Below are 26531 nucleotides of genomic sequence, written 5' to 3'. Positions count from 1 at the left end.
TTATCTTAACATGGAATTGCAATTTTCAACCAGTTATAAAAATCGACCTATTGCAACACGATCGGCTTCTGTGCGACACCCAGTTCGCGCAGGCGGTTGTCGACCAGCGCCTGCACCCGCCCGTCCAGCTCTTCATAATACTGGTGCTCCGGCAGGGACAAGAGTTCCAGCGAGTCGTCATACAGCGCCCAGATCAGCCAGTCCAGCTGCTGCAGCACGTTGTCCCCTTCCATGATCCGAAAGCGCACCAGAGCATGTGCATCCGGACTTTGCTCCGGCTCGCCTTCGACCGTGTCGAGGAGTTGAACATCGATCGTGATGCCAACGCTTGCCAGCTCGGTGCTGAAGCCTGCCGCCACGTCCTCGGCGATCGCCAGCACATGCTGCTCGGCAGCGCGCAACGCTTCCTCCGGCACTTCGTCATTGCGGATCACGTCATAGGCGTTCAGCTTGGGGATGCCCAGCGAATTCAGCACCTTCTCCATCGTTTCGCGATGGTCCCCGTACAGTTGCTCGACATGCCCGATCGGGCGCAAGGCCAGCATCACATGCCCGCGGAACACCGAGTAGCCAAAGCAGTCCTTCCAGTCGATCCGCGTCTGGAACGGCCCTTGGGACAAGAGACCGACGCGCGGCGAAAACATCGTCACGCCGTCGCGGTCAAACAGGACCGCTTCTGTGCGCCGCGTCTTGCTCTTGTAGTAGAACGGCCACAGGGCTGAGATCACGACAAGGCCGATCAACATCCCGGCAAACACAGCTTCGACATCGGTGATCTCAAGGAGTTGCTCCCGCGTGATCACCCGTACGGTCGAGATCAGGAGCAGCGCGATCCCCACCGGCACCATGTATTTGGAAAAGGTCATCTTCTCCACAATCCCGGTCTGCACATCGACCCGCTGCAGCACCTCATGCTGCTGATCATGGCGGCGAATCAGATACGCTCTGACCGGCACATTCAAGCCGTACAGCGCCATCCAGATCCCAAAGACGAGCAAAAATCCGGCCATCATGACACGACCACCTCTCTCGCCTTCTGTGCATCGCGCAAGGTCATTTTCATCCACTCCTGCAGGCGGTCGACGAGCTCCTGCCCGCCGGTGCCAAGCAGATAGCCAACACTGCCCGTCGAGTGCCAGAGCGGGAACGAACCGCCGGCGACCCGTTCGGACGAGTCGGCATCGACGAGGTTCAGCTGCAGCCACGAGCGCGCCTGCTCTTCAAACAGCCGGTCGCCCGGCATGTTGCGCATCACGCCAAACTCCGGGCGGAGGTTCATGCCCTGCAGTTCCTCATGGAACAGGTCGAGCAGATCCCAGCCCAAGTCGTTGACCTCGTCTTCCAGCGCGTAAAACCGCTCTTCATCGATCTGTGCCGCCCACAGGCGGTCGGTCAGCTCCAAGCGCTGCACGCCCAGCTCAAACAGAGCAGCTTTCACCTGTTCATAGTCGACAGCCCGGTACTCGACCTGCGCTGTGATGCTGCCGTCAGCGCCTGCGAACTGCAGGAAGCTCCCGTCGATCTTATAGCCGGAGACCCCGTCCCAGGCGGCGAACAGCTGCTCCGACTTGTTCCATAACGGCCGACCCAAATTTTCCGGGAACAGGTACATGCCCTGGTCGGTCAACAAATAGCCCTGCATCTTCTGATACGGGCGGCTGCGGTGATAGTGGCACGTCAGCGCCCCGATATATACAAAACAGCCAATTACCAAAAGGGCTCTTTCCACCTGCAAGACCAGCAGCAGCAAAAACGCGGCCGTCCACAGCACCGCTCCCCAATGGTTGGGGCCGATGTGATAGCCGTGCAGCTCCGTGTTGACGTCGGAAGAGAACGCCACGCGCTCACGGGCGAAGATCTTCCGCTTCAAACGTCTGCGCTGAATCGGCAGCCATCCATAAGCTGCCGTGCCTGCCAGATAGGCCAGAACGCCTGCGATGAAAAGCGCCTTCCAGATCGCCAACCAATCGGTCATCTGTCAGAACACCTCTTTCAAGCATTGCAAATACTCAACATACTAGACTTTAAGTATAACAGAAGACAAAAGATAACTGACTACTAAATTCCTGCCAATCTCCGCAATAAGAAAAGGCCGCCCGGCTTCGGGCGGCCTTTTGTACGATTACACAGCCAGATTCTCTCCGATGTCCGCTTCCCGCTTGAACAGGCGCGCATAGACGCCGTCCTGCTGCAGAAGCTGCTCATGCGTGCCTTGCTCGACCACACAGCCGTGCTCCAGCACGACGATGCGGTCGGCGGTCAGCACGGTGGAAAGGCGATGGGCGATGACCAGCACCGTCTGCTTGCGACGGCGTTTGGTGATCGCTTCATTGACCAGCACCTCGGTGATCGGGTCGAGCGCCGAACTCGCTTCATCAAGCACGAGGATCGGCGCGTCGGCCACCAGCGCCCGGGCCAGCGACAGGCGCTGTTTTTGCCCGCCGGACAGCAGGTTGCCCCGCTCGCCGACCGGCGAATTCAGACCGTTTGGCAAGCTGTCGTAAAATTCCTGCAAGCCGCTGTCCTGAATCGCCTGCAGCAGCACTTCGTCGCTGGCCTGCACATTGCCCAGCCGCAGGTTGTCGGCCAGTGTGCCGTTGCGCAGCTGCACATCCTGCGATACCACCGCGACCTGTTTGCGCAGCCAGCGGGCATCGAGAGCGCTTAACGGCTGGCCGTCGAGGAAGATCTGCCCCGCATCCAGCTCATACAGGCGCAGGAGCAGATCGACCACCGTCGACTTGCCCGAGCCGCTTGGCCCGACCAGCGCCACCGCTTCGCCGCGCGAGACGGCAAAGGACAGATCTTGAATCACGCGGTCCGATTTTCCCGGATAACCAAATGCCACGCCGTCGAGAACTAAGTCACCTTTGACCTCTTTAAAGGTCAGACCTTTGACCGTTTCGGCCGGCGATACCGCTTCCGAGAGCAAGATCTCCGAACGGTCGAGCGCAGGTCCCGTGCGGCGCACCGACAGCCAGTGGCGCAGCATGCGCTGCAGCTGGTTCGCCGCGACGCCGACGAGGGTAGCGGCGGCGAGCATCTCGCCTTGGGTCAGTTTCTTGTCCCAGATCAGCCACGCCGAGATCGCGTAGACCGCGCCGATCGCCACGCCGTTAAAAGAGCCGATCACCACATAGGACTGCATCCGCGCTTTCAGTTCGCGGTGGCTTTCGCGGATGAAGCTCTTGCGAATCTCTGCCACCGTCTCAATCTCCGTCTCCGCCACGCCGAGCACCCGTGACAGGTGAATGCCGGTCACCGACTCGCGCAGGCGTTCCAGATAACGCGACGCTTCTTTACGTGCATTTGCCGATGCGGCACGCGTTCTGGCACCGACGAGGTTGGAGCCGTAGTAGAAGATCACGCCAAGCACGAGCGACGTCACCATCAGCAACGGATCGATCCACGCCAGCACCGCCGAGTAGATCACCACGCCCTGCACCGACGCCATCAGCGACGACCCTTCCCAGGCGAGGAAGTTGTGCAGCGTATCGGGGTCATCGGAGACGCGGGCCAGCAGTTCCCCCGATTGGTTGCGGTGGTAGAAGCTGAACGGCAGCACCTGCAGATGGCGGAACAGGCGCAGCTTCTGCTGGATCGTCACCCCTTTGGCGACATAGTGGCAGAAGTACTCGTCAATGATCATAAACCCGAGGTCGAGCACCGCCGCCACCAGCAGCAGGATCGCCAAGCCCCAGAGCAGCTCGCTGTTGCCCGTATCGGGCAGAATCGAGTCGACCAGCCACGTCATCGCCAGCGCCGGGATCAGGTCGGCGCAGACCTGGCTCAGCGCGATGACAAACGAGTCCGCTCCGACCCACTTCAGATAGGGCCGCAGGAACGCGAGTACGCGCTTGCCGTCGCTTGGCTTTTTCACATTTGTCCGGCTCATACGGCCCCCTCCTTTTCCAGTTCGCTGTACTGCGCCGTATACAGGCGGTGGTACTGCCCCTGCAGTTTCAACAGCTCTTCATGCGTGCCGCGCTCAGCGACAACGCCGTGGTCGAGCACGAGGATCTCATCCGCATCGCGCACCGTGACCAGACGATGGGCGATCGTGATCGTCGTGCGCCCCGGCATCAGTTGCTCTAAGGCTTCCTGCACGCGCTCTTCCGTCTCGCCGTCCAGCGATGACGTCGCTTCATCAAAGATCAGCACCGGCGGCCGGCGCAAGATCGCCCGGGCCAATGCCACGCGCTGCCTCTGCCCTCCGGACAGCTTCAGCCCGCGCTCGCCGACAATCGTCTCATAACCTTCTTCCAAGCTGTCCAGAAACTCGCCGAGCCCGGACGCTTTGACGGCCGCATCCAGCTCTTCCGGCGAAGCGTCGGGACGCGCATAGAGCAGGTTGTGGCGCAAGGTGCTGTTCAAAAGGAACGTCTCCTGCGACACGACGCCGACTTGGAGGCGGAACGAGTTGCGGTCATGCGTGTTCATGTCCTTGCCATCGACCAATACCGTCCCCTGCTCCGGCGTGTACAGCCCCAGCAGCAACTGGATCAGCGTCGATTTCCCGCCGCCCGATGCGCCGACGATACCGATGTGCTGCCCGGCCTGCACATGCAGGGACACCCCGCGCAGCACCTGCGCTTCTGTGCCCGGATAGGCAAACCAGATGTTCTCCATCTGGAGTTCGCCTTTGACCGTGCCGACGGCCGGCAGGCCTTCCGCCTGCTCTTCCGGCAGATGAAAGTATTCAAAAATGCGTTGCAAGGCCGGAATCGCCTGCTGAATCATCAAGGCATTTTCCGCCAAGGAGCGGATCGGCAAAAACATCGCCGGAATAAATCCGATGCAGGCGACCAGCGTACCGATGCTGATCTCATCCTGCCACACCGCCATCCCGCCGATCAGCATCACCACGCCAGGTGAAGCGACCTGCATCAGGTTGCCGAGACGCCAGTTCACTTTTGAGATCAGCGCCGCGTAGATCGCAAACTTTTTCCACGCGTTTAGCTTCACCGACTGCGTTTCCGCCTCGCGCTCCTCCGTGACAAACGTGCGGACGAGGCGAATCGACTCGATGCTCTCCTGCATGTGCGCATAGAGGTCGGCGAGCATGTTGCGCTGCACCTCGCTCAGCTTGCGCACCTTGCGCCCGAGCAGATAGGACGGGCCGAGATAGATCACAAATACGGCCAGCATCACCACGGCGGCCGGCCAATAGATCGCAATGACGGCGACAAACGCCGCAATCGCGCCTAAGAACTGCTGCAAGAAGCGCGGGATGACGGTCGAGTTCAAGTTCTGAATCGCTTCGACGTCATGGGTCAGCCGGAACAGAATGTCCCCGCGCGGTGTGGTGGCGAACATCGACATCGGCGCGCGATGCAGCTTGCGAAACGCGGTCAGCTGCATGTCGGTGATGATGTCGAGGCCAATTTTCACCTGTACAAACTCTTGCAAAGATTCAAAAATTACTTTGCCTAAAAAAGCGAAAAATACGGCTGCGACCAGCCAGCCGATCATCTCGGTCATCTGCAAAGGCAGCACGAGATCGACCAGTTTCCCAAGCAAAATCGGCGGAACCGTCGCAAACGCGCCCCCGGCGATCGCAAAGCAGAGCACCAGCATCAAGCGCCCCTTGTACGGTCCGAACAGCGCAATCGTCTGCCGAAACAAGCCCACATCAGTTCCCCCCTACAAAAAGATTTCTTTCAAATATACTTCCGTCCTACAGAGATTGGAAGCTCTTTTCTAAAAGTTGAATTATTCAGTCTTTATGAGCGCTTTAGAAAACGTTTACATCAGGCATAAAAAAGATCTCTCCCCGTGCGGGAAGAGATCTTTTGACGTTGGTGGTGCTATTTCTTTTGCGTAAAGGAGGCAGTGTAATAAAACATACCGCAGATCAACGCTACGAATACGAAAGCACCAGCAGCAAATCCGAGCAGAGCCATTACTGTTATACCTCCTTATTACTTCACGAGTTCCATGATACGAGTACCGCACCACTCTGCGAAATCGCCCACGGACATCATGTCGGTGATCACCAGCGTCAGGATGCCGGTCATTACAGTGTACAGGAACACAGACAGTGCAGCCGGAACCAGACGGTTCAGCGCTTTGACATTGCGTTCGCTGTAGTACTTACCAATCGCCATCGTAAAGCCGATGCAGACGAGCGCCAGAGCGAACTGCAGGAAGTAGATCCCCATGTGAGTCGTCCAAGCATGCGCGCCAAGGCCGTGAACAAACGACATCAGCCACAGCTGCATAGCAGCGTAACCGGTGATCGCCAGAGCAGCCAACACCATCATAGCGTTGAACTTGCCCAGTTGGTTCGCACGGAAGAAGTTACCTGCCAAGAGGAGCAGGAAACCTGCAACCAGCAAGAAGATGGTCGTAAACGCCGGAAGGTTCGCGTTTGCACCGAAGTCGATGTTGAACTTATCCGGTGCCCAGCCGCGCAGGTACACGTTCGCAGCAACAAATGTGCCGATAAAGAACGTGAATGCGATCAGAGACAGCCAGGTAGCAAAAACGCCGTTGTCTTTAATGCCTGTGCCTTCGCGATGCGGCACCCAATCGGGAGCGTGATGTGCAGACATCTTCGTTCCTCCTTTTCTTCGAGATTACAGATACGGTTCTACGATCATCACGATGCTCAGCACCGTGAGATAGATCAGAGAGTAAACAAACGAAATGCGCGACCATTTGATCGTATCTTTGACAACAAAACCAACGATCGACAGCCCCAACCAGCCAAAGCCGAGAATCAGCGAAGCGATCAGGTAGGTGTAACCCATGTTCGGGATCAGGTACATCAGGAACGATACCGGCACCATCGCCGAAACATAGCGGATCATGTGACGCTTGGTCACATCAAAACCCTTGACGACCGGAAGCAGCGGAATGCCCGCTTTCCCGTAATCTTCCGCACGGCGGATCGCCAGCGCCAGGAAGTGCGGCGGCTGCCAGAGGAACATCCACAGGAAGAGCATCCATGCACCGAAATTCATCTCGCCAGTGAAAGCGGTCCACCCCATCACGATCGGCACAGCACCGGAGATGCCGCCCCAAACGGTGGAAGTGGTGGACGAACGCTTCAGCCACATCGTGTAGATCACAACATAAACGAACAGACCGATCAGACCAAGGAACGCCGTAAGCGGATTGACGAGGAACGTCAAGATCAACGTGCCGGCGAGTGCGAACCCCACGCCCAGCCAGAGAACGTGAGTAGCGTTCAGACGGCCGCTCGGCAGCGCGCGCTTCGACGTGCGCTCCATGTTTTTGTCCAAGTCACGGTCGATATAGTTGTTTAAGCATGTACCGGCCATGATCACCAGCGCGGTACCGATCAACGTGTAGAAAATCAGGTCGCCTGCAGCCTGACCGTTCGATGCCAGCCAGAGGCCGGCAAAAACGGTCATCATGTTCGCAACGGTGATCCCGATCTTGGTTACCGTCACAAAGTCACGCCAGGTACCGGTCGGAGTTTCCGACAGCGGACCCGGTTCCATGACCGGATTCGAGACGCGAGAAGCGGTCGAAGTAGATTGTACAGTCTGTTCCAAAGTAATACCCCTCCCAGCAAAGATTCTAGAGATCTCTCTCTGTTGAAGATGACCAGAAGGAGCCGGAACGACCAGGACCCACTTCCTGATCTTGAATACCGAGCAGGAATCAATGCGACGCTCTTATTCGTTGAGTGTCAGCAAGCGGGGCGAACCGGCCAGGCTCCATCTGGAGTTACCATAGACAAGTGCAGCTGAACGTAACGACAGTTGACCACCATGACTACTCCTTCCGCGAGCTGCCAGTATTCCACCGCTTGTGACCTTCGTCATCCTATCGACGATTACGCGGTTACCCCGTCATCGTCGATCGATTTGCCACCTTTTTTCTCACCGAATTGGTACGGGTCGGAAGTAACGACCGGCATCGCTTCGAAGTTGAATTCGGTCGGCGGCGAAGAAGCATGCGTCCACTCGAGGGTTTGAGCACCAAACGGGTTTTGCGCAGCTTTTGCACCTTTGAAAATCGAGTACACCAGGTTACCGATCAGCAGCAGCGATGCGATACCGATGACATAGGAACCGGCGGTTGCCACTTGGTTCAGCGTGGTCAGCTCCGGCTGGTAGAAGAATACGCGGCGCGGCATACCTGCCATACCGATGAAGTGCATCGGGAAGAAGGTCAGGTTGGTGCCGATGAAGTACAGCCAGAATGCGAACTGGCCGAATTTCTCCATGTACATACGGCCGGTCACTTTCGGGAACCAGAAGAACATACCCGCCATGATCGCAGTCATGGAACCACCAAACAGAACGTAGTGGAAGTGAGCGACAACGAAGTACGTGTCATGCAAGTGCAGGTCAACCGGGACCGCACCCAGCATGATACCGCCGAGACCGCCGACGGTGAACAGGCCCAGGAAGCCCAGGGACACGAACAGCATCGGGGTGGTGAACTGGATCTGGCCGCCCCAGAGGGTCGCGAGCCAGTTAAAGATCTTGATCGAGGTCGGAACCGCGATGATCAAGGAAGTGATCATGAACGGGATACCTTCCGTCATTTGCATACCTGCTACGAACATGTGGTGAGCCCAAACGGAGAAGCCGAGCAGACCGATCATGACGGAGGAGTAGGCGATCGCTTTGTAACCGAAGACCGGCTTGCGAGCGAAGACCGGCAGGATCTCGGAAACGATACCCATCGCCGGGATGATCATAACGTATACAGCCGGGTGCGAGTAGAACCAGAACAGATGCTGATACATCATCGGGTCCCCGCCCTCGGCGACGTTATAGAAGACCGTGCCAAAGTGACGGTCGAGCAGCAGCGTGGTCACTGCGCCCGCCAGCGCCGGCGTACCGAACAGCTGGATGAAAGAAGTTACAAGGTTCGCCCACACGAAGAGCGGCATGCGGTTCCAAGTCATACCTTCGGTACGCATGTTCCAAGTGGTGACGATAAAGTTGATCGCTGCGAGGATCGAGGAAAGACCCAAGATATGGACTGCGGTGACCCAGAAGTCAAGGCCCGCGCCCTGGGATTCGATCGAATACGGCGGATACGCCGTCCAGCCTACATCCGGAACCGCTCCTACGAAGAAGGAGAAGAACAGGACCAGACCGCCCAACAGGAACAGCCAGTAAGACAGTGCGTTCATTCGCGGGAACGCCATATCGTGTGCACCGATCATGATCGGCACGAGATAGTTACCAAAAGCACCGGTGAGCATCGGAATGATCCACAGGAAGATCATGATGGTACCGTGCATGGTGAACGCTTGGTTAAATTGCTGCGGCTCGAGTACCTGAGTATCAGGCAATGCGAGCTGCGTACGGATCAGGATCGCCGCCAGACCGCCAAAGAAGAAGAAGATAATCGAGGTGAGGGCGTACATAATCCCGATCTTCTTGTGGTCAACGGTTAGAATCCAATCGCGGAAGAAAGACTTGCGCTTTACATCTCCCGTCGCTGCCAACGTTTCCACCCCCATTGTAAGTCAGATAGTGTTACTGCAGAGATTTGATATACTCAACAACGTTTTTCATTGCTTCCGGTTCCAATTGGAACGTCGGCATCATACCGGAGTTGAAACCTTCCGGAGTTTTTGCGTCCGGAGTGGTAATCGCTTCTTCCAGGTATTTTTCGTCGACCGTTACTTCCTGGCCGTTTACGATTTGCTTTTTGCCAAAGAGACCTTTCCAGGTCGGACCTGCGGACTTGCCGCCGTCGATGGTGTGGCAAGAGGTGCAGCCGTTCGATTGAATGACGTATTGCGCGTCAGTCTTCGGACGGGTCAGCTCTTTATCCACCCATGCGGTGAACTCGTCAGCCGGCATGATCTGCAAGTCTGCGAGCATGTTGGAGTGCTGGTTGCCGCAATACTCAGCGCAGATGATGCGCTTTTCGTATTTGTTCTCCACATTGTTAAGCGTTTCCGCTTTTACCCAGTAGCGGGTCTCGCGGCCCGGAACAGCATCTTGCTTGATACGGAATTCCGGAATCCAGAACGAGTGGATGACGTCCTTGGAATAGATCTTGAACAGAACGTTCTCGCCTTCCGGGATGCGAAGTTCGCCGTAAGTTTTAGCACCGTTCGGGTACTCAAACTCCCATGCCCACTTCATACCGGTGACCTTAATTTCGTACACGTCGGTCGGCGGCTCTTGGATGGTGTATACCATACCAGTCGAGTAAATACCGATACCGACAAGGATCAGCGCGGGAATCAACGTCCAGATGACTTCAGCCTTGGTATTGCCGTGAATCGCCAGACCTTGCTTATCCGGGTGCTTTCTCTTGTACCGAATAAGGAAGATAACCAGGAGCGCTTCTACCAAGATGAACGCAACGAGGGAAATCCAGAAGATCAGCCCAAACAGACCGTCGATGTCTTTCGCCGTCTGCGTCAGTGCCTCTGGAAGATAAAAGTTACTCAGTCCCACTTGTCCTCCTCCTATCTGTGAAATTTCGATAAGTGCTGCGGAAGAAGCTGTGCATTCTCCCTGTTTTCACGCCCAGGACATGCCGTTCGACGTGTTCAGACAGCATTCTACTTTTCGATTATACTAGTTCTTCCCGCGTTCATGTTTTCTTTTTTGTGTCCATTTTGGTCATTTTCTTGACAAAAATGTGACTGACCACACTGAATCATCGTTTTTTGACGGCACAGTATGATTTTCAGAGGAGACAAAGCCTTACCAGCGCAGGAAAAACCAACCGCAAATCTACTGATTTGAGAACGCCAATTCCACAGACTCGACTCTCATTGTACACCAAAAAGACCCCTTGCGATCAAGGGGCCTTTTTTTGCTAGTCTTGGTCTCTTTTGCGAGGAGGCATCGGACCTAAGTATTGGTACAGGTCACACTCGATGCGGCCGTTGAACAGCTTGCGTTTTTTATCGGCGCGCTTGCCGTAGAATTTCTCAAATCCTTTGTTCGAAGTGAGCATGAACACCGACCACGTGTCGAGGTGCTTAGCGACGCTGCCGAGCTCTTTGTACATCTCCTCAACTTCGCGGCGCTCGCCGAGGCGCTCGCCGTACGGCGGGTTGCCGACGAGCACGCCGTATTGCGATTCCGTTTTCAGCGCTTTGACAGGCAGGTTCTTCAGGCGGATCGCATCGGACACTTTCGCCTGGCGGATGTGGTAGTTGGCGAGCGACAGCACTTCCGGGTCGATGTCCGAGCCGATGATCTCCAAGGGCAGATCCATCTTGGCCAGGTCTTTCGCCTCTTCGCGCGCTTTGTCCCAGATGCGCTGCGGCACGATCGGCCAGTTCGACGCGGAGAAGTCGCGGAACAGGCCCGGCGCGATGTTGCGGCCGATCAGCGCCGCTTCGATCGGGATCGTGCCCGATCCGCAGAACGGGTCGATCAGCGGACGGTCCGGCTTCCAGCGCGTCAGGTCGATGATCGCGGCGGCCAGCGTCTCTTTCAGCGGCGCCTGCGCGGTCAATTGACGGTAGCCGCGCTTGTGCAGACCGATGCCCGACGTGTCCAGCGTGATCGTGGCGATGTCTTTGTTCAAAGACACGAGGATGCGGTAGAGCGGGCCGTTTTCCTCAAACCACTCGATGCCGTACGACTCTTTCATCTTCTCCACGACCGCCTTTTTCACGATGCTCTGGCAGGCCGGGACGGAGGAAAGCTGGGATTTTTGCGACTTGCCGTCCACCGGGAACTCGGCGTTTTTCGGCAGCCACTGCTGCCAGTCCACCGCTTTGACGCCTTGGAACAGCTCTTCAAACGAGGTTGCTTTGAACTCGGCCATCTTGATCTGCACACGGTCAGCGCTGCGCAGCCAGATGTTGGCGCGGGCGATCGCCGATTCGTCGCCTTGGAACTCGACGCGGCCGTTTTCGGTCACGACGTCGGTATAGCCGAGATTCTTCACTTCGCGGGCCACGATCGCTTCGAGTCCCATCGGTGCGGTGGCAATCAGAGTAAATTTTGACATATGTAGTCCTCTTCCGTTCTGAGAGTGTTGTGAATACTTTATGGGGTGAAACCTATGCAAAGGAGGATGCAACGTGCAGAAAAAGCTGCAGCCCCAGCCCTTGCCGCCGAAAGCCTTGCAGTTGAAAGGCATCTCGGCCAAAACGATGCAGGAACATTACAAGCTGTATGAGGGCTATGTAAATAAAGCCAACGAGACCCGCGAGAAGCTCGCCGCGATCGATGTTTCCAAAGGCAACACCACCTACAGCGAAGTGCGGGCGCTCAAGCGCGGGGAAAGCTACGCGCTTAACGGCGTGAAGCTGCACGAACTGTATTTCGAACAGCTGACCGGCGCCGGCGGCAGTCCCGGTCCGGATCTGCAAAAAGGTATCAATCGGGCGTTCGGCAGCTACGAGCGCTTCCTCGCCGAGCTGAAAGGTTCGGCCTTGTCCGCGCGGGGCTGGGCGATTCTCGCCTATGACACCGATGCAAAGGAACTGTTCATCTACATCACCGACGACCAGCATGACGGACATGTCATCCATGCCGTGCCGATTCTGCCGCTCGATGTTTTTGAGCATGCCTATTTCATCGACTACGGCACCAAGCGGGCCGACTACATCCAGGCGTTTTTGCACAATCTGGACTGGACGATCATCGCCAAGCGTTATGCGCAAGTCGTCAAACAAGGGCCGCGCTTGAAGATCTTCGGCTAGCCGCTACTCCATCTCGAAGAGCAGTTCCCCTTCTTTGTCGTAAAAACCTTCGCCATCCACCTGCAGGTGGCCGTCGGTCGCCTCAAGCAAATGCTCGAGCAGCTTCTCGACAAGTTCCCAGCCTTGTTCGGTGATGTCGTCCGGAATCAGGCAGGCAAAAATTTGCTCGGTGCTCGACAGGATCTCTGCCACGGCCGCTTTGCCGTCGCCTGTGAGCGTTTGCAGGTTCTCTTGAAATTCGGCGATCTCTTCGGCCAGCTCGCCCTTTTCATCCCCGGTCCGCGAGCGGTCGAGCATCAGGGACATCTTGTTCGGATCATACGCGATGTGCAGCGTATGCCAGTCCGGATCATTGAAACGCTCTTCTTCTTTGTCGGGGAAGGTCTCAAACGAAATGCCTTCCTGCGCCAGGGAGTTGGTCAGTTCGCCAAGTCCGGGCGCTGTTTGCTGCTTGGTCATCACACGCAAAAAATGGGCCATAGGTGCTGCTCCTTCAATCCAATAGTCGATAGTCTCTCTGCTAGTATTGCCCAATCCCACGAAAAAGACCAGCGCTTCGCAAGAAATGCGCTGGTCTTTTTGACAGCTTTAGACAATCAAACAACAGTCGACACAATCCTTGAACAGATTGGTTGAGCAACCGCTGATGACGACATGCACGGTCAGACTCGTTTTCGAGCCGTTGGGTACGGCTGCTTAGCGAGCCAGTTGCACGCCGTTTTCAATCAGTTCTTGCAGGTCTTCGCCAGTTGCAGCGAGCTCATTGAGATGCGCTTCGATCTTCTCCTGCAGCTCCGGCGCCAGCGCCTTCGGTGCGAGCAGTTCGAGAATCTCTACGCGCAAAAGCCAGTCGTTCGGGTATGCTTCCAGATCGCTTGCAACGCTTGCCGTCACGTCTTGCACCTCTTTGTCGCCGGCGTTCGATTCGCGCAGATCGCGGATCGACTGGTACAGATCGTACAGCTTCTGCTCTTCAGCGGTCACGTCGTGACGCTTGGTGTTCAGCGTCGATTTGCTAAACGTCGAAGATGCCCACGCCGCACGGTCGGCCGCACCTGCGTACACAGACGTGATCACAGCGCCAACCGCCATGTCGAACGTGCCCCACTCCGCTTGGAACAGGACGGTGTCGCCATAGGTGACTGTGCAGTTGTCAAAGCCGATCAGCACGATTTTGCCCTTTTCGCGCTGCACGTATTTCACTTCGCCCGCCACTTGCACGCCAGAAGCAAAGAGGAGCTCAGCATTAGCGCCGACCTTGACGCCTGCTTCCTCCAGCTGTGCGACGGTGAAGTCTTCGAGCGGAGTTTCAAAGCCCTGCAGAAGGCCAATCGGCGAGCCAAACCCTTCGCCGTGGTACTCGAGGTCATGTCCGGCCAGCATGGCATTCTCCACCGACAGCATGGTCGGGCCGGTCGTCTTGAGGTAGACCGCTTCGCCTGCGCCGTCGTATTCCAGATGCGTAAACGTGCCGCTCACTTGCAATCCGGAGGAGTAGACAGCGGTCGCGAGGTTGTCGGAGCGCAGCGCTTTTTGCAGCGATACGGTGCCGCCGACCTGGTAGGCCATCGTTTTCGCGAATGCTTTGACCGCTTCGGTCAGCTGTTCGAAGTTCTCGCAGACATACAGCTGCGGCTGTGGTTCGGTGATGTTGTAGTCTTTCGTGGAGCACACTTCCAGCGAGAACGGTACTTTCTGCACGTGCGGACGGTACAGCGCGCGGCTTTCCCCCATCGAGGAGAGCAGGCCTGCGCCGTAGATTTTCGGGTCTTGGACAGAGCCGATCAGACCGTACTCCACCGTCCACCAGTACAGCTTGGAGATGTCGCCCGCTTCGGACGACTCGGTGACGGCAGCTTCGGCCTGTTTGAGTTTGTCTTCCGCTTCCTGCACTTGTTCGGCGGTCGCGCGCGGGTCTTCTTTGACGATTGAGAGCAGGCGGATCGCTTCATAGAGGTCGTGGTCTTCTTTGGAAGCGAGCGCCTTCGCCCCTATTTCGCCGAAGAACTGCAGGAACTCCGCGTAGCCCGGGTCATGCAGCATCGGCGCGTGGCCGGCCGATTCGTGGATGATGTCGGGCGCCGGGGTGTAGGCGATGTGATCGAGCGTGCGGATGTCGCCGGCGATCGGGAGCAGACGGTGCGCCTGGAAATCAAAAAACGCGACAGGCGGAATAAAGCCGTCAATCGCCGCAGCGCCCCAGCCCATCTTGCTGAGTTGGACGTTCATCTCTTCGATATTCGGAACCGACTCGGTGGACATGCCGGTGACGCGCATCCCGTCCTGATAGGAACCATATCCCTTCTCAGCGAGGAAGGCGCTGTTTTGACGCAGCACATACCGCCAGACAGCATGATCGATCGGAGTATATTTTTCATAGTTTTGTTCCACGCAGAAGGGCTTGAGATGCGGCGGAACCGGTATCAATTTATTAGTAGTAACTGGATTGCTATTCAATGTGAAGACCCCCTTCGAGATCAGTATGCCTTTCTACTACTCTACCATACATGATGATGCCATTCGAAACAATATTCCGAATAAGAAATCTACATCAATTTGTAAGAAATCTGTGTGACAGGGTTGTTTTGAAAAAAATCGGTTGTGGTATACTAACGGGGAATGAAGGGTTCGTATGTACATATTTGAAGGAGTTGTTTTTGAAATGAGCCAAAACGAAGCATTGCTTACGCTGGAGGGTTGGTTTGCCCTGCACGATTTCCGTAAGATCGATTGGGAAGCATGGAAGGCAGCTTCCGAAGAAGTCCGCCAGAAAGCGCTAGACGAGCTGCTGGGCCTGGTCAACAAGTGGAACGACAACGAAGCGGCGCAAGGAGGCAGCACCGCGCTGTACTCGATCCTCGGTCACAAGGCCGACATGGTGTTCATGTTCCTGCGCCCGTCGCTGGAAGAGCTGAACGAGATCGAGAACGAATTTAACAAAACGAGCTTCGCCGACTTCACCTACCAGGATTATTCCTATGTGTCGGTCGTCGAGCTTTCCAACTATGTGAACAACCCGGATGCCAACCCGTACGAAGACCCGCAAGTCCGTGCGCGCCTGTACCCGGCCCTGCCGAAGTCCAAGCACATCTGCTTCTACCCGATGAACAAGAAGCGCGAAGGCAATGACAACTGGTACATGCTGTCCATGGAGCAGCGCCGCGAAATGATGCGCGCCCACGGCATGGTCGGCCGCAAATACGCAGGCAAGATCAAGCAGATCATCACCGGCTCCGTCGGCTTCGACGACTGGGAGTGGGGCGTAACCCTCTTCTCCGACGATGCGTTGCAGTTCAAGCATATCGTATACGAAATGAGATTTGACGAAGTGTCCGCTCGCTTCGGCGAGTTCGGCAACTTCCTCGTCGGCAACATCTTGGACGGCGAAGGCTTCCGCAAGCTGTTGCACGTGTAAAGACAGCAAAACCCTCTACGGACCGTTCCGTGGAGGGTTTTCTTTATCTGCTTCCGAACACGACCGCGAGATGGCCTCAGCTTTCCGCACATCTTCCGGGGTGTCCACATCAAAAAAGCATGCGGCGTCTGCCGCTTCAACCGTTCGCATCGCGACATGTGGCGGTCGGTTGCGGAGCAGTTCGCGCGCGCCAACATCCCCCTGCAAGCGGAGCAGTTCCGGGAATACGGCTGCCGCAAACAATACGGGCGGCCGCACCGCGCCTTGAAAGCTCGCCGCCGCGATCTTTGCTTTGGCTGCCGCTTCCGGCCAGTCCTGAAGAAATGAGCTGTGCAAGCTGTTGATCAGTTCGACCGGAACGAAAGGCTGATCGGCGAGCAGCACCATCACGCCGCTTGCTCCCGCCTCCAGCGCCGCCCGAACCCCGCACTGCAGCGAAGCAGCCTGACCGTTCGCTGCTTCCAGACAGACTGCCTGCGTCCATTTTTCCCCCATGTCCGCTTCCCGCAGCGTACCGTCCACCCAGCTCAGATCATCATCCGGCCTTGTCACCACGAAAATGTGATCGAGCGTGGAGCAGAGAGCGGTGGCCAGACCGATGCTGCCAAGCGTCCGGCCGCCGACCGGCAACGCGATCTTGTTGATGTCACCGCCCATGCGACGGCTGCTCCCCGCCGCCAGATAGATGCCGGCAACGCCGCCGCTCTTCATCGCCGCCTCCGGGTCTGGATCAATTCCGCCAAGATGCTGACTGCGATCTCTTCCGGCCCCTCCGCTCCGATCGCCAAGCCGACCGGCGAACGCACCGCTTCGGGGATGGTGTTCCCCTCCAGCAGCCGCGTCGTGCGATGTCGAGGGCCTAGCACACCAAGATAGCCCACCTGTTTCTGCAGGAGCAGTTGCAGCGCTTCCCGGTCCCGCTGAAAATTGTGTGTCATGATCACCGCCGCATCATCCAGAGACAAGTCCAACTGCTCAAGAATGTCGGTCAGTGGCCCTGCGATCAACTGATCGGCCTGCGGAAAATGCGTCCGGCTGCAAGCGTCCGACCGCCAGTCGGCCACCGTCACCGAGAACCCTGCCGCAGCGGCGTACGCAGCCAGCGGCCGCGCGTCCTCACCTGCTCCGACCAGCAGCAAACGCGGTTGGGGCAGCACCAGTTGCAGATAGCACTCCCTCTCCACTCCTTCGAGCTTGTGCACCCCGCTTTTCCGGCTCTGGCGGATCTGCCCCCATGCCGCGTCGGCCAGCACTTCGATTCCGTCTCCCCAATCGCCAAAAGTCAGTCCCTGCTCGGTCAAATAACAGGACCTTGCCACCGCCCCATGCTGCGTCAATTGCTTGATCACCAGCACCGGCGTCCCGCTTCGCAACAGTTCATCCATCTGCAGCAAGCAGCTCCGCAGTTCCTCCCCGACCGGTTCGACCAGCACATGGACCACTCCGTTGCAGCCCGCCCCCTGCCCCCAGGACAGATCGTCTTCCGCACTCATGTCATAGACCAGCGTGCGTGCGGCGCCTTCCTCCCACAGTCGCGGGAATCGCGCTTCGAGGTCGGCTTCCAGACACCCGGCGCTGATCACGCCGACGCCGCAGCAACCCGGCAACAACAGCCTGCTTGCCCCTTCTTTGCGGTAGGCCGACCCTTCAACACGGATCACCGTGGCGATCAAAGCCCGCTGCGGCACAGGCTGCAAGGCTTTTGCGATCTGATGCAACTCCTTCATCTTCCTTCCCCCTGATGCCCCTGCGCCATGGCCAGCGTTGCTTTTATCGCCCCGCGAATCTCCTGATAGCTCGTGCAGCGGCAGATGTTCGATTGCAGCCACTCTCGGATCACTTCTTCATCCGCATCGGGATGAATCTGTGCCAGCGAATGGCACACGATCAGAAAACCCGGCGTGCAGAAGCCGCATTGAAACGCAAAATGGCGAATGAAGGCGTCTTGAACCGGCGTCCCCCGCAGCCCTTCGATCGTCGTCACGGCAAGACCTGCCGCTTCGATCGCCAGCATCATGCAGGATTTGACCGGCCAGCCGTTGATTTGGACGGTGCAGGTGCCGCAGTCGCCATTCTCACAGCCCGCCTTTGCCCCTGTCAAATCCAACTGGTCCCGCAGCGCAGACAACAGCGTGTCTGCCGAGCGGATGACCGCGTGCCGGTGCTCCCCGTTGACCAACAGCTGCACTTCACATTTGCCCGTACCGTTGGAAATCATACGCTTCCCCCTTCCAGAGCGGCCCACGTATCCTGCAAGGCATGGCGCAGCACAAACGCCCGGTACTCCGCTGACCCGAGGATGTCATTCAGCATCGGAGCCGGCCACTGCCGGATCGCGTTTTCGATGCGCACTTCAAGCGGCAAGGCCGTGTTATTGAGCATCGCTTCTACCTGCAGCGGCCGCAGCGGCGTTTCGCTGACTCCGCTGAAAGCGATGCGAATCCAGCTGCCGGTCTGCACGGCGGCGAGACGGACCAGCGGGTAATCGATCTCTTCCAGCTTGGTTTTCTTCATCGTGACATAAGGCAGCTCCACATCGCGGCGGGAGGTGAGGAGCCGGACCAGCAATTCGCCTGGCAGCAGGTTCAGTTTCCCGTTGAACAGCTCGCCAATCGGCACCTGGCGCTGGCCGGACGGCCCAACCAGCACCGCCTGGCTGTCGGTGAGCAGAAACGGCAGCACCGCCTCCCTGTATTTGATCCGCCCGCAAATGTTTCCGCCCACCGTGATCTTGTTGCGGTTGGTATGATCGGCCACGCGCCGCGCCGTATCTCCCAGCAGCGGAAACAGGTTCTCCTCGGCCAGCCTCGTCAACGTGACGTTCGCCCCGATGACCAGCACATCCCCGCTGAAGCGGGATTCGTTCAGTTCCGCAATCCCTTTCAGATCGATCACCGCTCCCATGCGAAGCTGGCCGATCCGCGCCATCGAGATGATCTCGGTGCCGCCGGCGTAATACAGCGGCTGTTTTCCTTCCGAGGCCAGCTTCTGGTACAGCAGAACCGCGTCCCTGACAGATTCCGGCCGGTAATAGTCGAAATCAAAGGAAATCATGGCATCCGCCCCTTCGTCTGCCGCCAGATCAATTCAGGTGTCAGCGGCAATCGGTTTAACTCCGCGCCGGCGGCGATCGAAAGCGCGTTGGCCAAAGCGGGCGCCATGCCGATCGTGCCGTATTCCCCGAGCGCGCGCGCTCCGTAAGGTCCTTCCAGATAAGGCGTCTCCACAAAATCGACGAGATAATGGGGACTTTCACCGAAGCGGATGATCTTGTAATCGCGCAGCTGCGGGTTCAGCACGCGTGCCATTTCATCAAAATAAAACGTCTCCCGGCTCGCCCAGCTCAGCCCCATGTTCATGCCGCCCATGACCTGCCCCGCTGCCGTGCCCCAGTTGATCACTTTACCGGCATCAAACACCGAAGCCGCCCGCAACAGCTTGTAGGTGAAATCACGCGTGTTCAACTCCACTTCGACCGCCTGTGCTCCCACCGTCCATTGCGGGCCGGGGATGCCTTTTCCCGTTTCCGGGTCGAGATGGGTCAGCATCGGCGCAATATAGCGGCCATGCCCGATGACCGGTCCCCCGATGGCGCTGCCGCTGGGAAACACATACGCTTGGGCGACATCTTTGACGAGCAGAAACGTCGCCGGATCGTTCCGTACATACACCCGCTCCCGTCCAACTGCCAATTCATCGGGACGGCGCTGCAACGGAATCGCGGCGGTGCGCTTCAATTGGCCGATCGCATCGTCTGCCGCTTCGAGAATGGCGCGCCCCACCATCATCGTGCTGGTGCTCCCGACCGTTTTCCAATGTTCAGGCGAGACGGACGTATCGACCTCCATCTTGATGTGGATGCGATCGACGTCCATCTGCATCCGTTCGGCCAAGATCTGCGTGAGGACGGTGCGGTTGCCTTGGCCGAGCTCCACCGATCCGACGCTGAGGTTGACCGTCCCGTCGTGGTTGAAGGTAATGATCGCCCCCGACCCGGACGTCATCGGCGCACTGGACGTCTTCCAGACACTGGCCATGCCTTTGGCGAGCACACGATTCGCATCCAGCCGGTGCAACTGCCCTGCTTCCCACCCGATCAGGCCTTTCAGCTTCTCGATGCAGGCCGGCAGGTCGCCGAGGTTGCTGCTGTTCAGCGGCGCTTGCGTCGGCGTCGTATCGCCGGGGAGGATGGCATTCCGGCGCCGCAGTTCCAGCGGGTCGGTCTGCAGCCGCTTCGCCAGCAGATCGACGGTGCGCTCCATGCAGAAATGCGCTTCCGGATGGCCAAACCCGCGAAAGGAAGTCGCATAGGGATGGTTGGTGTAAACGCAGAGCGCATCACACCACACATGATCAATGCGGTAGGGCCCCGTGCAGTTGACCGCTCCGGCCAGCGTGACAAAAGCGCCCTGGTCCGTATAGCCGCCGGTGTCATACAGCAGCGTGTATTCGGCGGCGGTCAGCCTGCCGTCGCGGGTCGCCCCTAATTTGACACGCGCTTCCAGCCCGATGTGGCTGGCCGAAGAGATCAGGTCCTGTTCGCGGGCGTTGACAAGTCGCACCGGACGTCCGCCGCACGCTTTCGACGCGTGATAGGCGATGTATTCCAGCTGAATCGCCCCTTTGCCGCCAAAACCCCCTCCGACAAACGGCACATGCACCACGACGTCCGACTCGTCGACCTGAAAAAAGCGCTTGAACTCCTTTTTGATCGTAAACGGATTTTGCGTGGAGGCATGAATGACGATTGGTCTCCCCGGCGGGGCCTCCACGATCACACAGCGCGGCTCCATCGCGCCATGATCGGCCGTGTGAAACGAGTAGGTGCTTTCGACGATCACTTCGCTTTGCGCCCAGCCTGCCGCCATGTCGCCTTTGCGAATCTTGACGTGATTGCCGATGTTGGTGTGCGGTACCGGGTGGATCGACTGCGCCCGCTCATACTCATCCAGCCGTTCATGCAAGATTGGCGCGTCCGGACGCAGCGCCTCGCTCGGGGAGTTGACGACCGGCAGCGGTTCGTAGCGCACCCGAATCCGCTCCGCCGCCCGCTTGGCCAGCGCTTTCGATTCGGCGACAACCACCGCAACCGGCTCCCCGTGGTAACGGACTTTCTCCACGGCGAGATAGGGACGGTCGGCCAGCGCCTCCCCGAGCGGCTCCGGATACATGTCGCCGGTCAGGATCGCCCGCACCCCGTCGATCGCGGCCGCTTCCGAAGTGTCGATCTCGATGATCTTGGCATGCGCATAAGGGCTGGTCAACAGCCAGGCATGCAACAGTTGGGGCAATCGCAAGTCTTCCGTGTATTTCGCAGCTCCGGTCACCTTGTCTAGAGATTCTTTGCGGGGAACGCTTTTCCCGACGATCTCCATCTCCAGCAGCTCCCTCCCTGATTTTCCTGTTACCTCCATTCGTTGTTGGTTATATGTAAGCACCGCATTGTCCCATGCGTGTGCTCCGATGTCTGCCGTCCCTGTCCGGTCAAACTTCTCTTTTTTGCTGTTCTTCCGGGATCGGCTCCTGCCGTGTGAAAAAGAAGATAAAGGTCGCCAAAAACGCGGCAGACACAAAAATCGTCCCCTTTTTCGGCACGATGGGCGGGATCTTATTGAGCGCCATCCAGTCTCACTCCTTTTGCTCAGCTTTCTTGCAGCGAGCGCAATGCCTGCTTTTTCAAATCGTTGACGAATCGTCTGGTCTGCGGGACAGCGGCCACCCGCTTGGCTTGCCTAAAGATCGGCCCGCTCAGCACGATCGTATAGCCGCCTTGCGTCAGCAGGGTTCCTGTCACATTGACTTGATCAAGGATCAGCAGCAAGGCGGCGGCCAGCGAAATCAAGTCGATGACTGCGTCTGAAGCCGGCGCTTCCGGCACACCAAGCGACCGCACACCGCCGGTGATCGGCCCGGCAAAAGACAGCGAGAAGCCGCCCCCTTTAAAGAAGAAGACACCGCTGACGTTGATCTGCCCGGAGAGCAGCAGCGCGACGGTGATCACTTCGATTGTTCGGTAGATTCGTTTCACGGTGCGAGTCCCGATGTCGGTGTCCCTTTTTTTCATGCTTCTCACCTCTCTTCTTCTAGAATATTCAAATTGCCAGAATCGGCTTGTGTTCCCGCCTTGCACAAAAAAGCCGCGCTCTCCGGCGCGGCTTGCTGTGACTCCTTTATTTACTTCGTCAGCTCCAAAAACTCTTCCAAGTCGCCCGTCATAATCCCCATCGCATCCTCCCAGAACGCTTCCTGAGTCAGGTCGACGCCGAGGTGCTTGGCGGCCAGATCTTCGACGGTCATGCGGCCGGTGTCACGGAGCAGGGCGATGTACTTGTCTTCAAACGCCGCCCCTTCTCGCAGCGCCATCGCGTAGATGCCGGCCGAGAACAGAGAGCCGAAGGTGTACGGGTAGTTGTAAAACGGGGTGACCGTGTCGTAGTAATGACCGTGCGACAGCCACTGCCACTCGTTGTATCCATCAAGCGCATCGCAGTACGCCGTCTTTTGCGCCTGCAGCAGCAGCTCGGTGATGCGCTCCGCGCTGACCAGACCTTCCGCGCGCTCGGCATAGAAGCTGCGGTCGAACAGGAACGCCGAGTAGGTGAACATGCAGTAGATCATCGCATTGTCGAGCTTGCTGGCCAAGAGCGCAATCCGGTCTGCAGGATCTTCCACCTTCTTCAAGAGCGCATCCATCACCAGCCGCTCGGCGAACGTCGATGCCGTCTCCGCCGTGCTCTTCGAATAGATCTGGGCCAGACGCGGCAGGTCTTTCAGCACCGAGTAGTGGAAGGCATGTCCGATCTCATGGGCGATCAGCGTCGATACGGACGACAGATTGCCGCTGAACGTGCCCAAGATCCGCGACTCCCCCGTCACCGGGAAGGACGCGCAGAAGCCGACCGGCGCTTTTTGCGGCGATGGCTCACAGTCCATCCAGCCTTCTTCGAATGCGCGGCGTGCCAGATCCTGCATCTGCCCCGACACGGTGCCGAACTGTTCGATAATGATCTCGGCGCACTCTTCCCACGTCACCTTTTTCGAGCTCTTGCCCACCGCCGGCGCATACAGGTCGACAAAATGCAGGGTCTCCTGCCCCTGCAGCTGCTTGCGGCGCTCTAAATACTGCGCGACGCGCCCGAGGTTTTTTTCCACTGCGCTCCACATCGAGGTGAGCGTCGCTTCGGTCATGCCGTTGATCAGCAGCGATTCATGCAGCGGCGATTCCCAGCCTCGCGCCTTGTACGTCTGCAAGCGGAATCCGACGATCGAGTTCAATGCGGCCGCGCACAGCTCCGCCTCGCCTTTCAGCACCTCAACGCCTTGCTGGAACGCGCTGCGGCGGATCTTGGCATCGGTGTTCTGAAACAGGCTGAAGATCGTCGACAGCGAATGCTCCTGCACGTCGCCGTCCAGCTCGATCTCCATCCGCACACGACCGATCACCTTTTCAAAAAAGCGCTCCCACGCTTGAAATCCGTCGACCGCCAAAGCGCTGATCAGCGTCTCCTGCCCCGCCGGAAGCATCTCCTGCACCAGGCGTCTGCGCTCCTGCAACGCAAACTCCACCTCGCGCACCCCGTCTTGCGCCAACAGCTGCTCCCACAATGCTTCCGGAATCGCCGCGAGCTGTGCATCAAAGGAGATCATCGCCGCCTTCAAGCGCGCTCCCAGCGCTGCGACACGTCCAGCCACCAGCGGCGCCCCTTCGTCCGACGTGTCGGCCGACGAGATGCAGATGCTGAACTCCGACACCTCTTCCAAGCGGCCGTTCAGATCATTGACCATCCCGATCCGTTCCACCCAAGCGCCAAGTTCCGCATCAGACTTTGCAGCCGCAGCTCCGGCGACTTTTTCCTCAAAACGCTGAATATCAGCTTCCAGTTCCTCAAAAAACGCCGCCAACTCCTTCGAGCGGCTGCCCCTTTAAAGATCACTTCCAGATTCCACGTCTTTGGCAACTCTTTTTGGATGCTCATCGATCCCGTCTCCTCTTCTCGTTCAACTTGTCTATTCCCAATAATACACAATTTTCTTGCAATCGGAAAGGCACTCGTTTAGGCGTCCGCACATATGTTGACTACTAACGAAAAGGAGGAGAACCGACTTGCACAATTACCAGCACGCTGCCCTCTTTGAACATCGGTTCTGGCTGCAGATCCTCGGCGATCATGCCCGCTTTTTCCAACTCACCACCTCAGCGAAAGAAGTGCAGGAGGTGCAGCGGATCAACTCGTTTGTCGCTCTCTTTGACCAGTTGCTCGAAACGGCCCGCCGCGACTTGTCTGACGCCGAACTGATCACGCTGAACCGGCAGGCGGCTCAAAGGGTCAAGGAATTCCGCGAGTTTAAACTGCACGTCATCCGCCGCCAACTGACCGGAGAGATCGCCGTCAATCTTCCGCCGTCGTTTATCAACCACATGGTCAACGAACTGGACGAATACACCCGCATCCTGAACAATCTGCTCGAAGGCAAGCTCCCGCCCGTGTTCCACCCGGTGCATCATCACTTGCTCTGGCTGTCTGACGCGTACGGGCATGCGGACGGTCTCGCTTCCTTCACCGACATGAGCGAAAAGCTGGTCATCGCCAAAGCCAAATCGTTCAGCAAACACTTCACCGACCTCTACCTGAAAGCGGTCGAGCTGACCGGCTTCCTGCGCACCGGACTGCAGGACTTTCCGCCGCTGGCCCGCTTCAACAAAGAAGCCGAGCTGGAGATCATCATGTTCCAGGAGTTCCTGAACGAAGTGGAAGAGATGGAGCTCGACCATACGCTGCTCAGCATCCTCTCCCCGCTGATGCCCGACCACATGTTCCGGGAAGAGTGCTACTACCTGACCAAACTGTCCCAAGTCTCCAACGTCAAACAGCCCGCCTGCGATCCGACACAGCCCCGCGTGCAAAGCTAACGGGCAGCACGGTACGGAAAAAGGCACTCGACCTGCGAGTGCCTTTTTTCCATTAAATCTGCGAATTGATCTGCTGCAGCAGCTCGCCCGCCTTGCCATGGATCACCAGTTCAAAATGATCATCCTGTGCGGTCGGCTCGTAATTGAGAATCGCCACCCGCCCCTGCGTCATCAAAGGCAGTTGCGCCACAGGATAGACCTGCAGGCTCGTCCCGATCACGATGACCAACTCAGCGCTGCGAATGTCGGCCAGCGCCCGCTGCCAAGGTTCTTGCGGCAACATCTCCCCAAACAGCACCACATCGGGCCGCAAGCGCCCTTTGCAGTGTGGACATGCTTTCCCTGCCAAAAAGTCCTCCAGCTCCGTCTGATCGTCACAGGTGCTGCACCTGACCGTCCGGATCGAGCCGTGCAGTTCATAGACGTTCCGACTGCCGGCCTGCTGATGGAACCCGTCCACATTTTGCGTCGCCACACTGTGCAAAAAGCCGCGCTGCTCCCACTCCGCCAAGATCGCATGCCCCCGGTGCGGCGTGCAAGCGCGCAGCCCTTGCATGCGCGACGCGTAAAACTGCTGAAACAGCTCGTAGTTCTCCTCCAGCGCCTCTACCGTCGCCACCGTGGCCGGGTCGATGTTGTTCCACCACCCGCTTTGGGAGCGAAAATCGGGAATTCCGCTCTCCGTCGACATCCCCGCCCCGGTCAGCGCAACCGTAAAACTCGACTCCTTGATCCAGCGGGCCAGCGTTTGGATCTCCGACATGATCTACTGCCCTTCCCACTCGGAAGCGAGCATCGAGTAGACGATATGATCCAGCCAGCGGTCATACATCCACTCGCGCTGGCGCAACACGCCTTCTTTGACAAAGCCGAGCCGCTCCGGCACGCCTTGGCTCTTCAAGTTGCCGGTCGCGACGCGAATTTCCACGCGGTTCAGCTTGTACTCCGCAAAAGCCTGCTCGACCAGCGCCTTGGTGGCAGCAGTCATCAGGCCATGCCCGGTGAACTCTTTGCCCAGCCAATAGCCAATCGAGGTCAAGCGGTTGCTCCAGTCGATAAAATGGTTGCCGACCACACCGGCCAGCCGTCCTTTGTAAAAAATCCCGTAGTTCGTGCCACTGTTTTTCGCCAGCTGCTCGCGGGACATTTTGATAAAAGCCAGCGAATCGGCCGACGATGTGTTGAAGTCGATAAACGGCAGCCATTCACGCAGATGCTCGCGGTTGCCGTCGATCAAACGGTAGACTTCCTCCGCGTGGTGCTCCTCCAGCAGGCGCAGTTCTGCGTCTGCAAACAATTCCATTCTCAACATGATGTACCGCCTCGCGATCTTCACAAATTTTCCAATCATTGTAGCACAGACCGCCCAAACTGTGCCAACGTGGGTACCTGTCCGTTGCTATCAGACCCTGTTTTGCATTCTATATACCAAGAGAACCACGAAGGGGGTGACGTTGCTATGTACGGTGTATTCGGTCCTTACACCCGTTGGGCGGTCGTATTCCTGATCATCTTCGTGCTGTTCATCCTGCTCACTCCGGGCTACTAATTCAGAGCCCCGCTCAAAAAGGGATTTGCTCCGCAGA

General features: G+C 57.9%; 24 protein-coding genes. 3 read left to right on the top strand and 21 right to left on the bottom strand.

The features are described 5' to 3' along the window. Positions 1-47: 47 nt before the first annotated feature. From CBW65_RS11615 to CBW65_RS11575, 9 genes are all read right to left on the bottom strand, one after another. The gene (locus CBW65_RS11615; protein ID WP_087456959.1) at positions 48-1013 is read right to left on the bottom strand and encodes a hypothetical protein; all 966 of its coding nucleotides are present in this window, start codon (positions 1011-1013) and stop codon (positions 48-50) included. Continuing rightward, positions 1010-1975 carry a hypothetical protein gene (locus tag CBW65_RS11610; RefSeq protein ID WP_087456958.1) on the bottom strand — a complete coding sequence of 322 codons (966 nt, stop codon included), beginning with the start codon at positions 1973-1975 and terminating at the stop codon, positions 1010-1012. The genes CBW65_RS11615 and CBW65_RS11610 overlap by 4 nt, the downstream gene beginning before the upstream one ends. 147 nt (positions 1976-2122) lie before the next feature. Further along, the gene (locus tag CBW65_RS11605) at positions 2123-3895 is read right to left on the bottom strand and encodes an ABC transporter ATP-binding protein (protein ID WP_087456957.1); all 1773 of its coding nucleotides are present in this window, start codon (positions 3893-3895) and stop codon (positions 2123-2125) included. After that, the gene (locus tag CBW65_RS11600; RefSeq protein ID WP_232463487.1) at positions 3892-5631 is read right to left on the bottom strand and encodes an ABC transporter ATP-binding protein; all 1740 of its coding nucleotides are present in this window, start codon (positions 5629-5631) and stop codon (positions 3892-3894) included. Before CBW65_RS11600 ends, CBW65_RS11605 begins: the two co-directional genes overlap by 4 nt. A 290-nt stretch (positions 5632-5921) precedes the next feature. Then, positions 5922-6554, bottom strand: coding sequence for a hypothetical protein (locus CBW65_RS11595; RefSeq protein WP_087456956.1), 633 nt, complete (start codon positions 6552-6554; stop codon positions 5922-5924). Positions 6555-6578: 24 nt separating this feature from the next. Continuing rightward, positions 6579-7523, bottom strand: a complete 945-nt coding sequence (gene cyoE, locus CBW65_RS11590; protein WP_087456955.1) for a heme o synthase — start codon at positions 7521-7523, stop codon at positions 6579-6581. 284 nt (positions 7524-7807) lie between these two features. Continuing rightward, positions 7808-9448 carry a cytochrome c oxidase subunit I gene (gene ctaD / locus CBW65_RS11585; RefSeq protein WP_408646543.1) on the bottom strand — a complete coding sequence of 547 codons (1641 nt, stop codon included), beginning with the start codon at positions 9446-9448 and terminating at the stop codon, positions 7808-7810. A gap of 22 nt (positions 9449-9470) precedes the next feature. Further along, positions 9471-10406 (bottom strand): cytochrome c oxidase subunit II, encoded by a 936-nt coding sequence (coxB, locus tag CBW65_RS11580; protein WP_087456953.1) that lies wholly within the window; start codon positions 10404-10406, stop codon positions 9471-9473. A gap of 367 nt (positions 10407-10773) precedes the next feature. Further along, positions 10774-11922 carry a THUMP domain-containing class I SAM-dependent RNA methyltransferase gene (locus CBW65_RS11575; protein ID WP_087456952.1) on the bottom strand — a complete coding sequence of 383 codons (1149 nt, stop codon included), beginning with the start codon at positions 11920-11922 and terminating at the stop codon, positions 10774-10776. A 73-nt stretch (positions 11923-11995) separates the two neighbouring features. Here CBW65_RS11575 and CBW65_RS11570 point away from each other — a divergent pair, with 73 nt between their 5' ends. Continuing rightward, entirely contained in the window at positions 11996-12619 is a 624-nt protein-coding gene (locus CBW65_RS11570; protein ID WP_198299816.1) for a superoxide dismutase, read from the top strand. A 3-nt stretch (positions 12620-12622) separates the two neighbouring features. Here CBW65_RS11570 and CBW65_RS11565 read toward each other — a convergent pair whose 3' ends face one another. Both CBW65_RS11565 and CBW65_RS11560 read right to left on the bottom strand, forming a co-directional pair. Further along, positions 12623-13099, bottom strand: coding sequence for a hypothetical protein (locus CBW65_RS11565; RefSeq protein WP_087456951.1), 477 nt, complete (start codon positions 13097-13099; stop codon positions 12623-12625). Positions 13100-13315: 216 nt separating this feature from the next. Further along, positions 13316-15076, bottom strand: coding sequence for an aromatic amino acid hydroxylase (locus CBW65_RS11560; protein ID WP_232463485.1), 1761 nt, complete (start codon positions 15074-15076; stop codon positions 13316-13318). Between the two features lie 205 nt (positions 15077-15281). Between CBW65_RS11560 and hemQ the strand changes: the two genes are divergently transcribed. After that, positions 15282-16034, top strand: a complete 753-nt coding sequence (gene hemQ / locus CBW65_RS11555) for a hydrogen peroxide-dependent heme synthase (RefSeq protein WP_087456950.1) — start codon at positions 15282-15284, stop codon at positions 16032-16034. Between the two features lie 15 nt (positions 16035-16049). Here hemQ and CBW65_RS11550 read toward each other — a convergent pair whose 3' ends face one another. The 8 genes from CBW65_RS11550 to CBW65_RS11520 form a co-directional block, all read right to left on the bottom strand. Beyond that, positions 16050-16745, bottom strand: coding sequence for a nucleotidyltransferase family protein (locus tag CBW65_RS11550; RefSeq protein WP_087456949.1), 696 nt, complete (start codon positions 16743-16745; stop codon positions 16050-16052). Then, a complete protein-coding gene (locus tag CBW65_RS11545) occupies positions 16742-17761 on the bottom strand; it encodes an XdhC family protein (protein WP_087456948.1) in 1020 nt (339 codons plus the stop codon). The genes CBW65_RS11550 and CBW65_RS11545 overlap by 4 nt, the downstream gene beginning before the upstream one ends. Further along, on the bottom strand, positions 17758-18252 hold the full coding sequence (locus tag CBW65_RS11540; RefSeq protein ID WP_087456947.1) for a (2Fe-2S)-binding protein: 495 nt from the start codon (positions 18250-18252) through the stop codon (positions 17758-17760). The genes CBW65_RS11545 and CBW65_RS11540 overlap by 4 nt, the downstream gene beginning before the upstream one ends. After that, on the bottom strand, positions 18249-19088 hold the full coding sequence (locus CBW65_RS11535) for an FAD binding domain-containing protein (RefSeq protein ID WP_087456946.1): 840 nt from the start codon (positions 19086-19088) through the stop codon (positions 18249-18251). The genes CBW65_RS11540 and CBW65_RS11535 overlap by 4 nt, the downstream gene beginning before the upstream one ends. Next, on the bottom strand, positions 19085-21409 hold the full coding sequence (locus tag CBW65_RS11530) for a xanthine dehydrogenase family protein molybdopterin-binding subunit (protein WP_087456945.1): 2325 nt from the start codon (positions 21407-21409) through the stop codon (positions 19085-19087). The genes CBW65_RS11535 and CBW65_RS11530 overlap by 4 nt, the downstream gene beginning before the upstream one ends. Before the next feature lie 109 nt (positions 21410-21518). After that, complete coding sequence (locus CBW65_RS24580; RefSeq protein WP_198299815.1) at positions 21519-21656, bottom strand: hypothetical protein; 138 nt, start codon at positions 21654-21656, stop codon at positions 21519-21521. Positions 21657-21675: 19 nt separating this feature from the next. Next, on the bottom strand, positions 21676-22098 hold the full coding sequence (locus CBW65_RS11525) for a hypothetical protein (RefSeq protein WP_087456944.1): 423 nt from the start codon (positions 22096-22098) through the stop codon (positions 21676-21678). A gap of 110 nt (positions 22099-22208) precedes the next feature. After that, positions 22209-23936, bottom strand: a complete 1728-nt coding sequence (locus CBW65_RS11520) for a M3 family oligoendopeptidase (protein WP_087456943.1) — start codon at positions 23934-23936, stop codon at positions 22209-22211. Positions 23937-24138: 202 nt separating this feature from the next. On the opposite strand from CBW65_RS11520, the gene CBW65_RS11515 reads away from it, so the two are divergent. Then, a complete protein-coding gene (locus CBW65_RS11515; protein WP_087456942.1) occupies positions 24139-24945 on the top strand; it encodes a DUF2935 domain-containing protein in 807 nt (268 codons plus the stop codon). A 52-nt stretch (positions 24946-24997) separates the two neighbouring features. Here the strand turns inward: CBW65_RS11515 and CBW65_RS11510 are convergent, their stop codons facing one another. Both CBW65_RS11510 and CBW65_RS11505 read right to left on the bottom strand, forming a co-directional pair. Continuing rightward, positions 24998-25708 (bottom strand): SIR2 family NAD-dependent protein deacylase, encoded by a 711-nt coding sequence (locus tag CBW65_RS11510; RefSeq protein ID WP_087456941.1) that lies wholly within the window; start codon positions 25706-25708, stop codon positions 24998-25000. 3 nt (positions 25709-25711) lie between these two features. Next, the gene (locus CBW65_RS11505; protein ID WP_087459208.1) at positions 25712-26257 is read right to left on the bottom strand and encodes a GNAT family N-acetyltransferase; all 546 of its coding nucleotides are present in this window, start codon (positions 26255-26257) and stop codon (positions 25712-25714) included. Positions 26258-26531: the final 274 nt, after the last annotated feature.

The organism is Tumebacillus avium, assembly GCF_002162355.1.
Lineage (GTDB): Bacteria > Bacillota > Bacilli > Tumebacillales > Tumebacillaceae > Tumebacillus_A > Tumebacillus_A avium.
The sequence above is the reverse complement of the archived record's forward strand: the minus strand, read 5'-3'. Positions and strand labels throughout refer to the sequence as shown.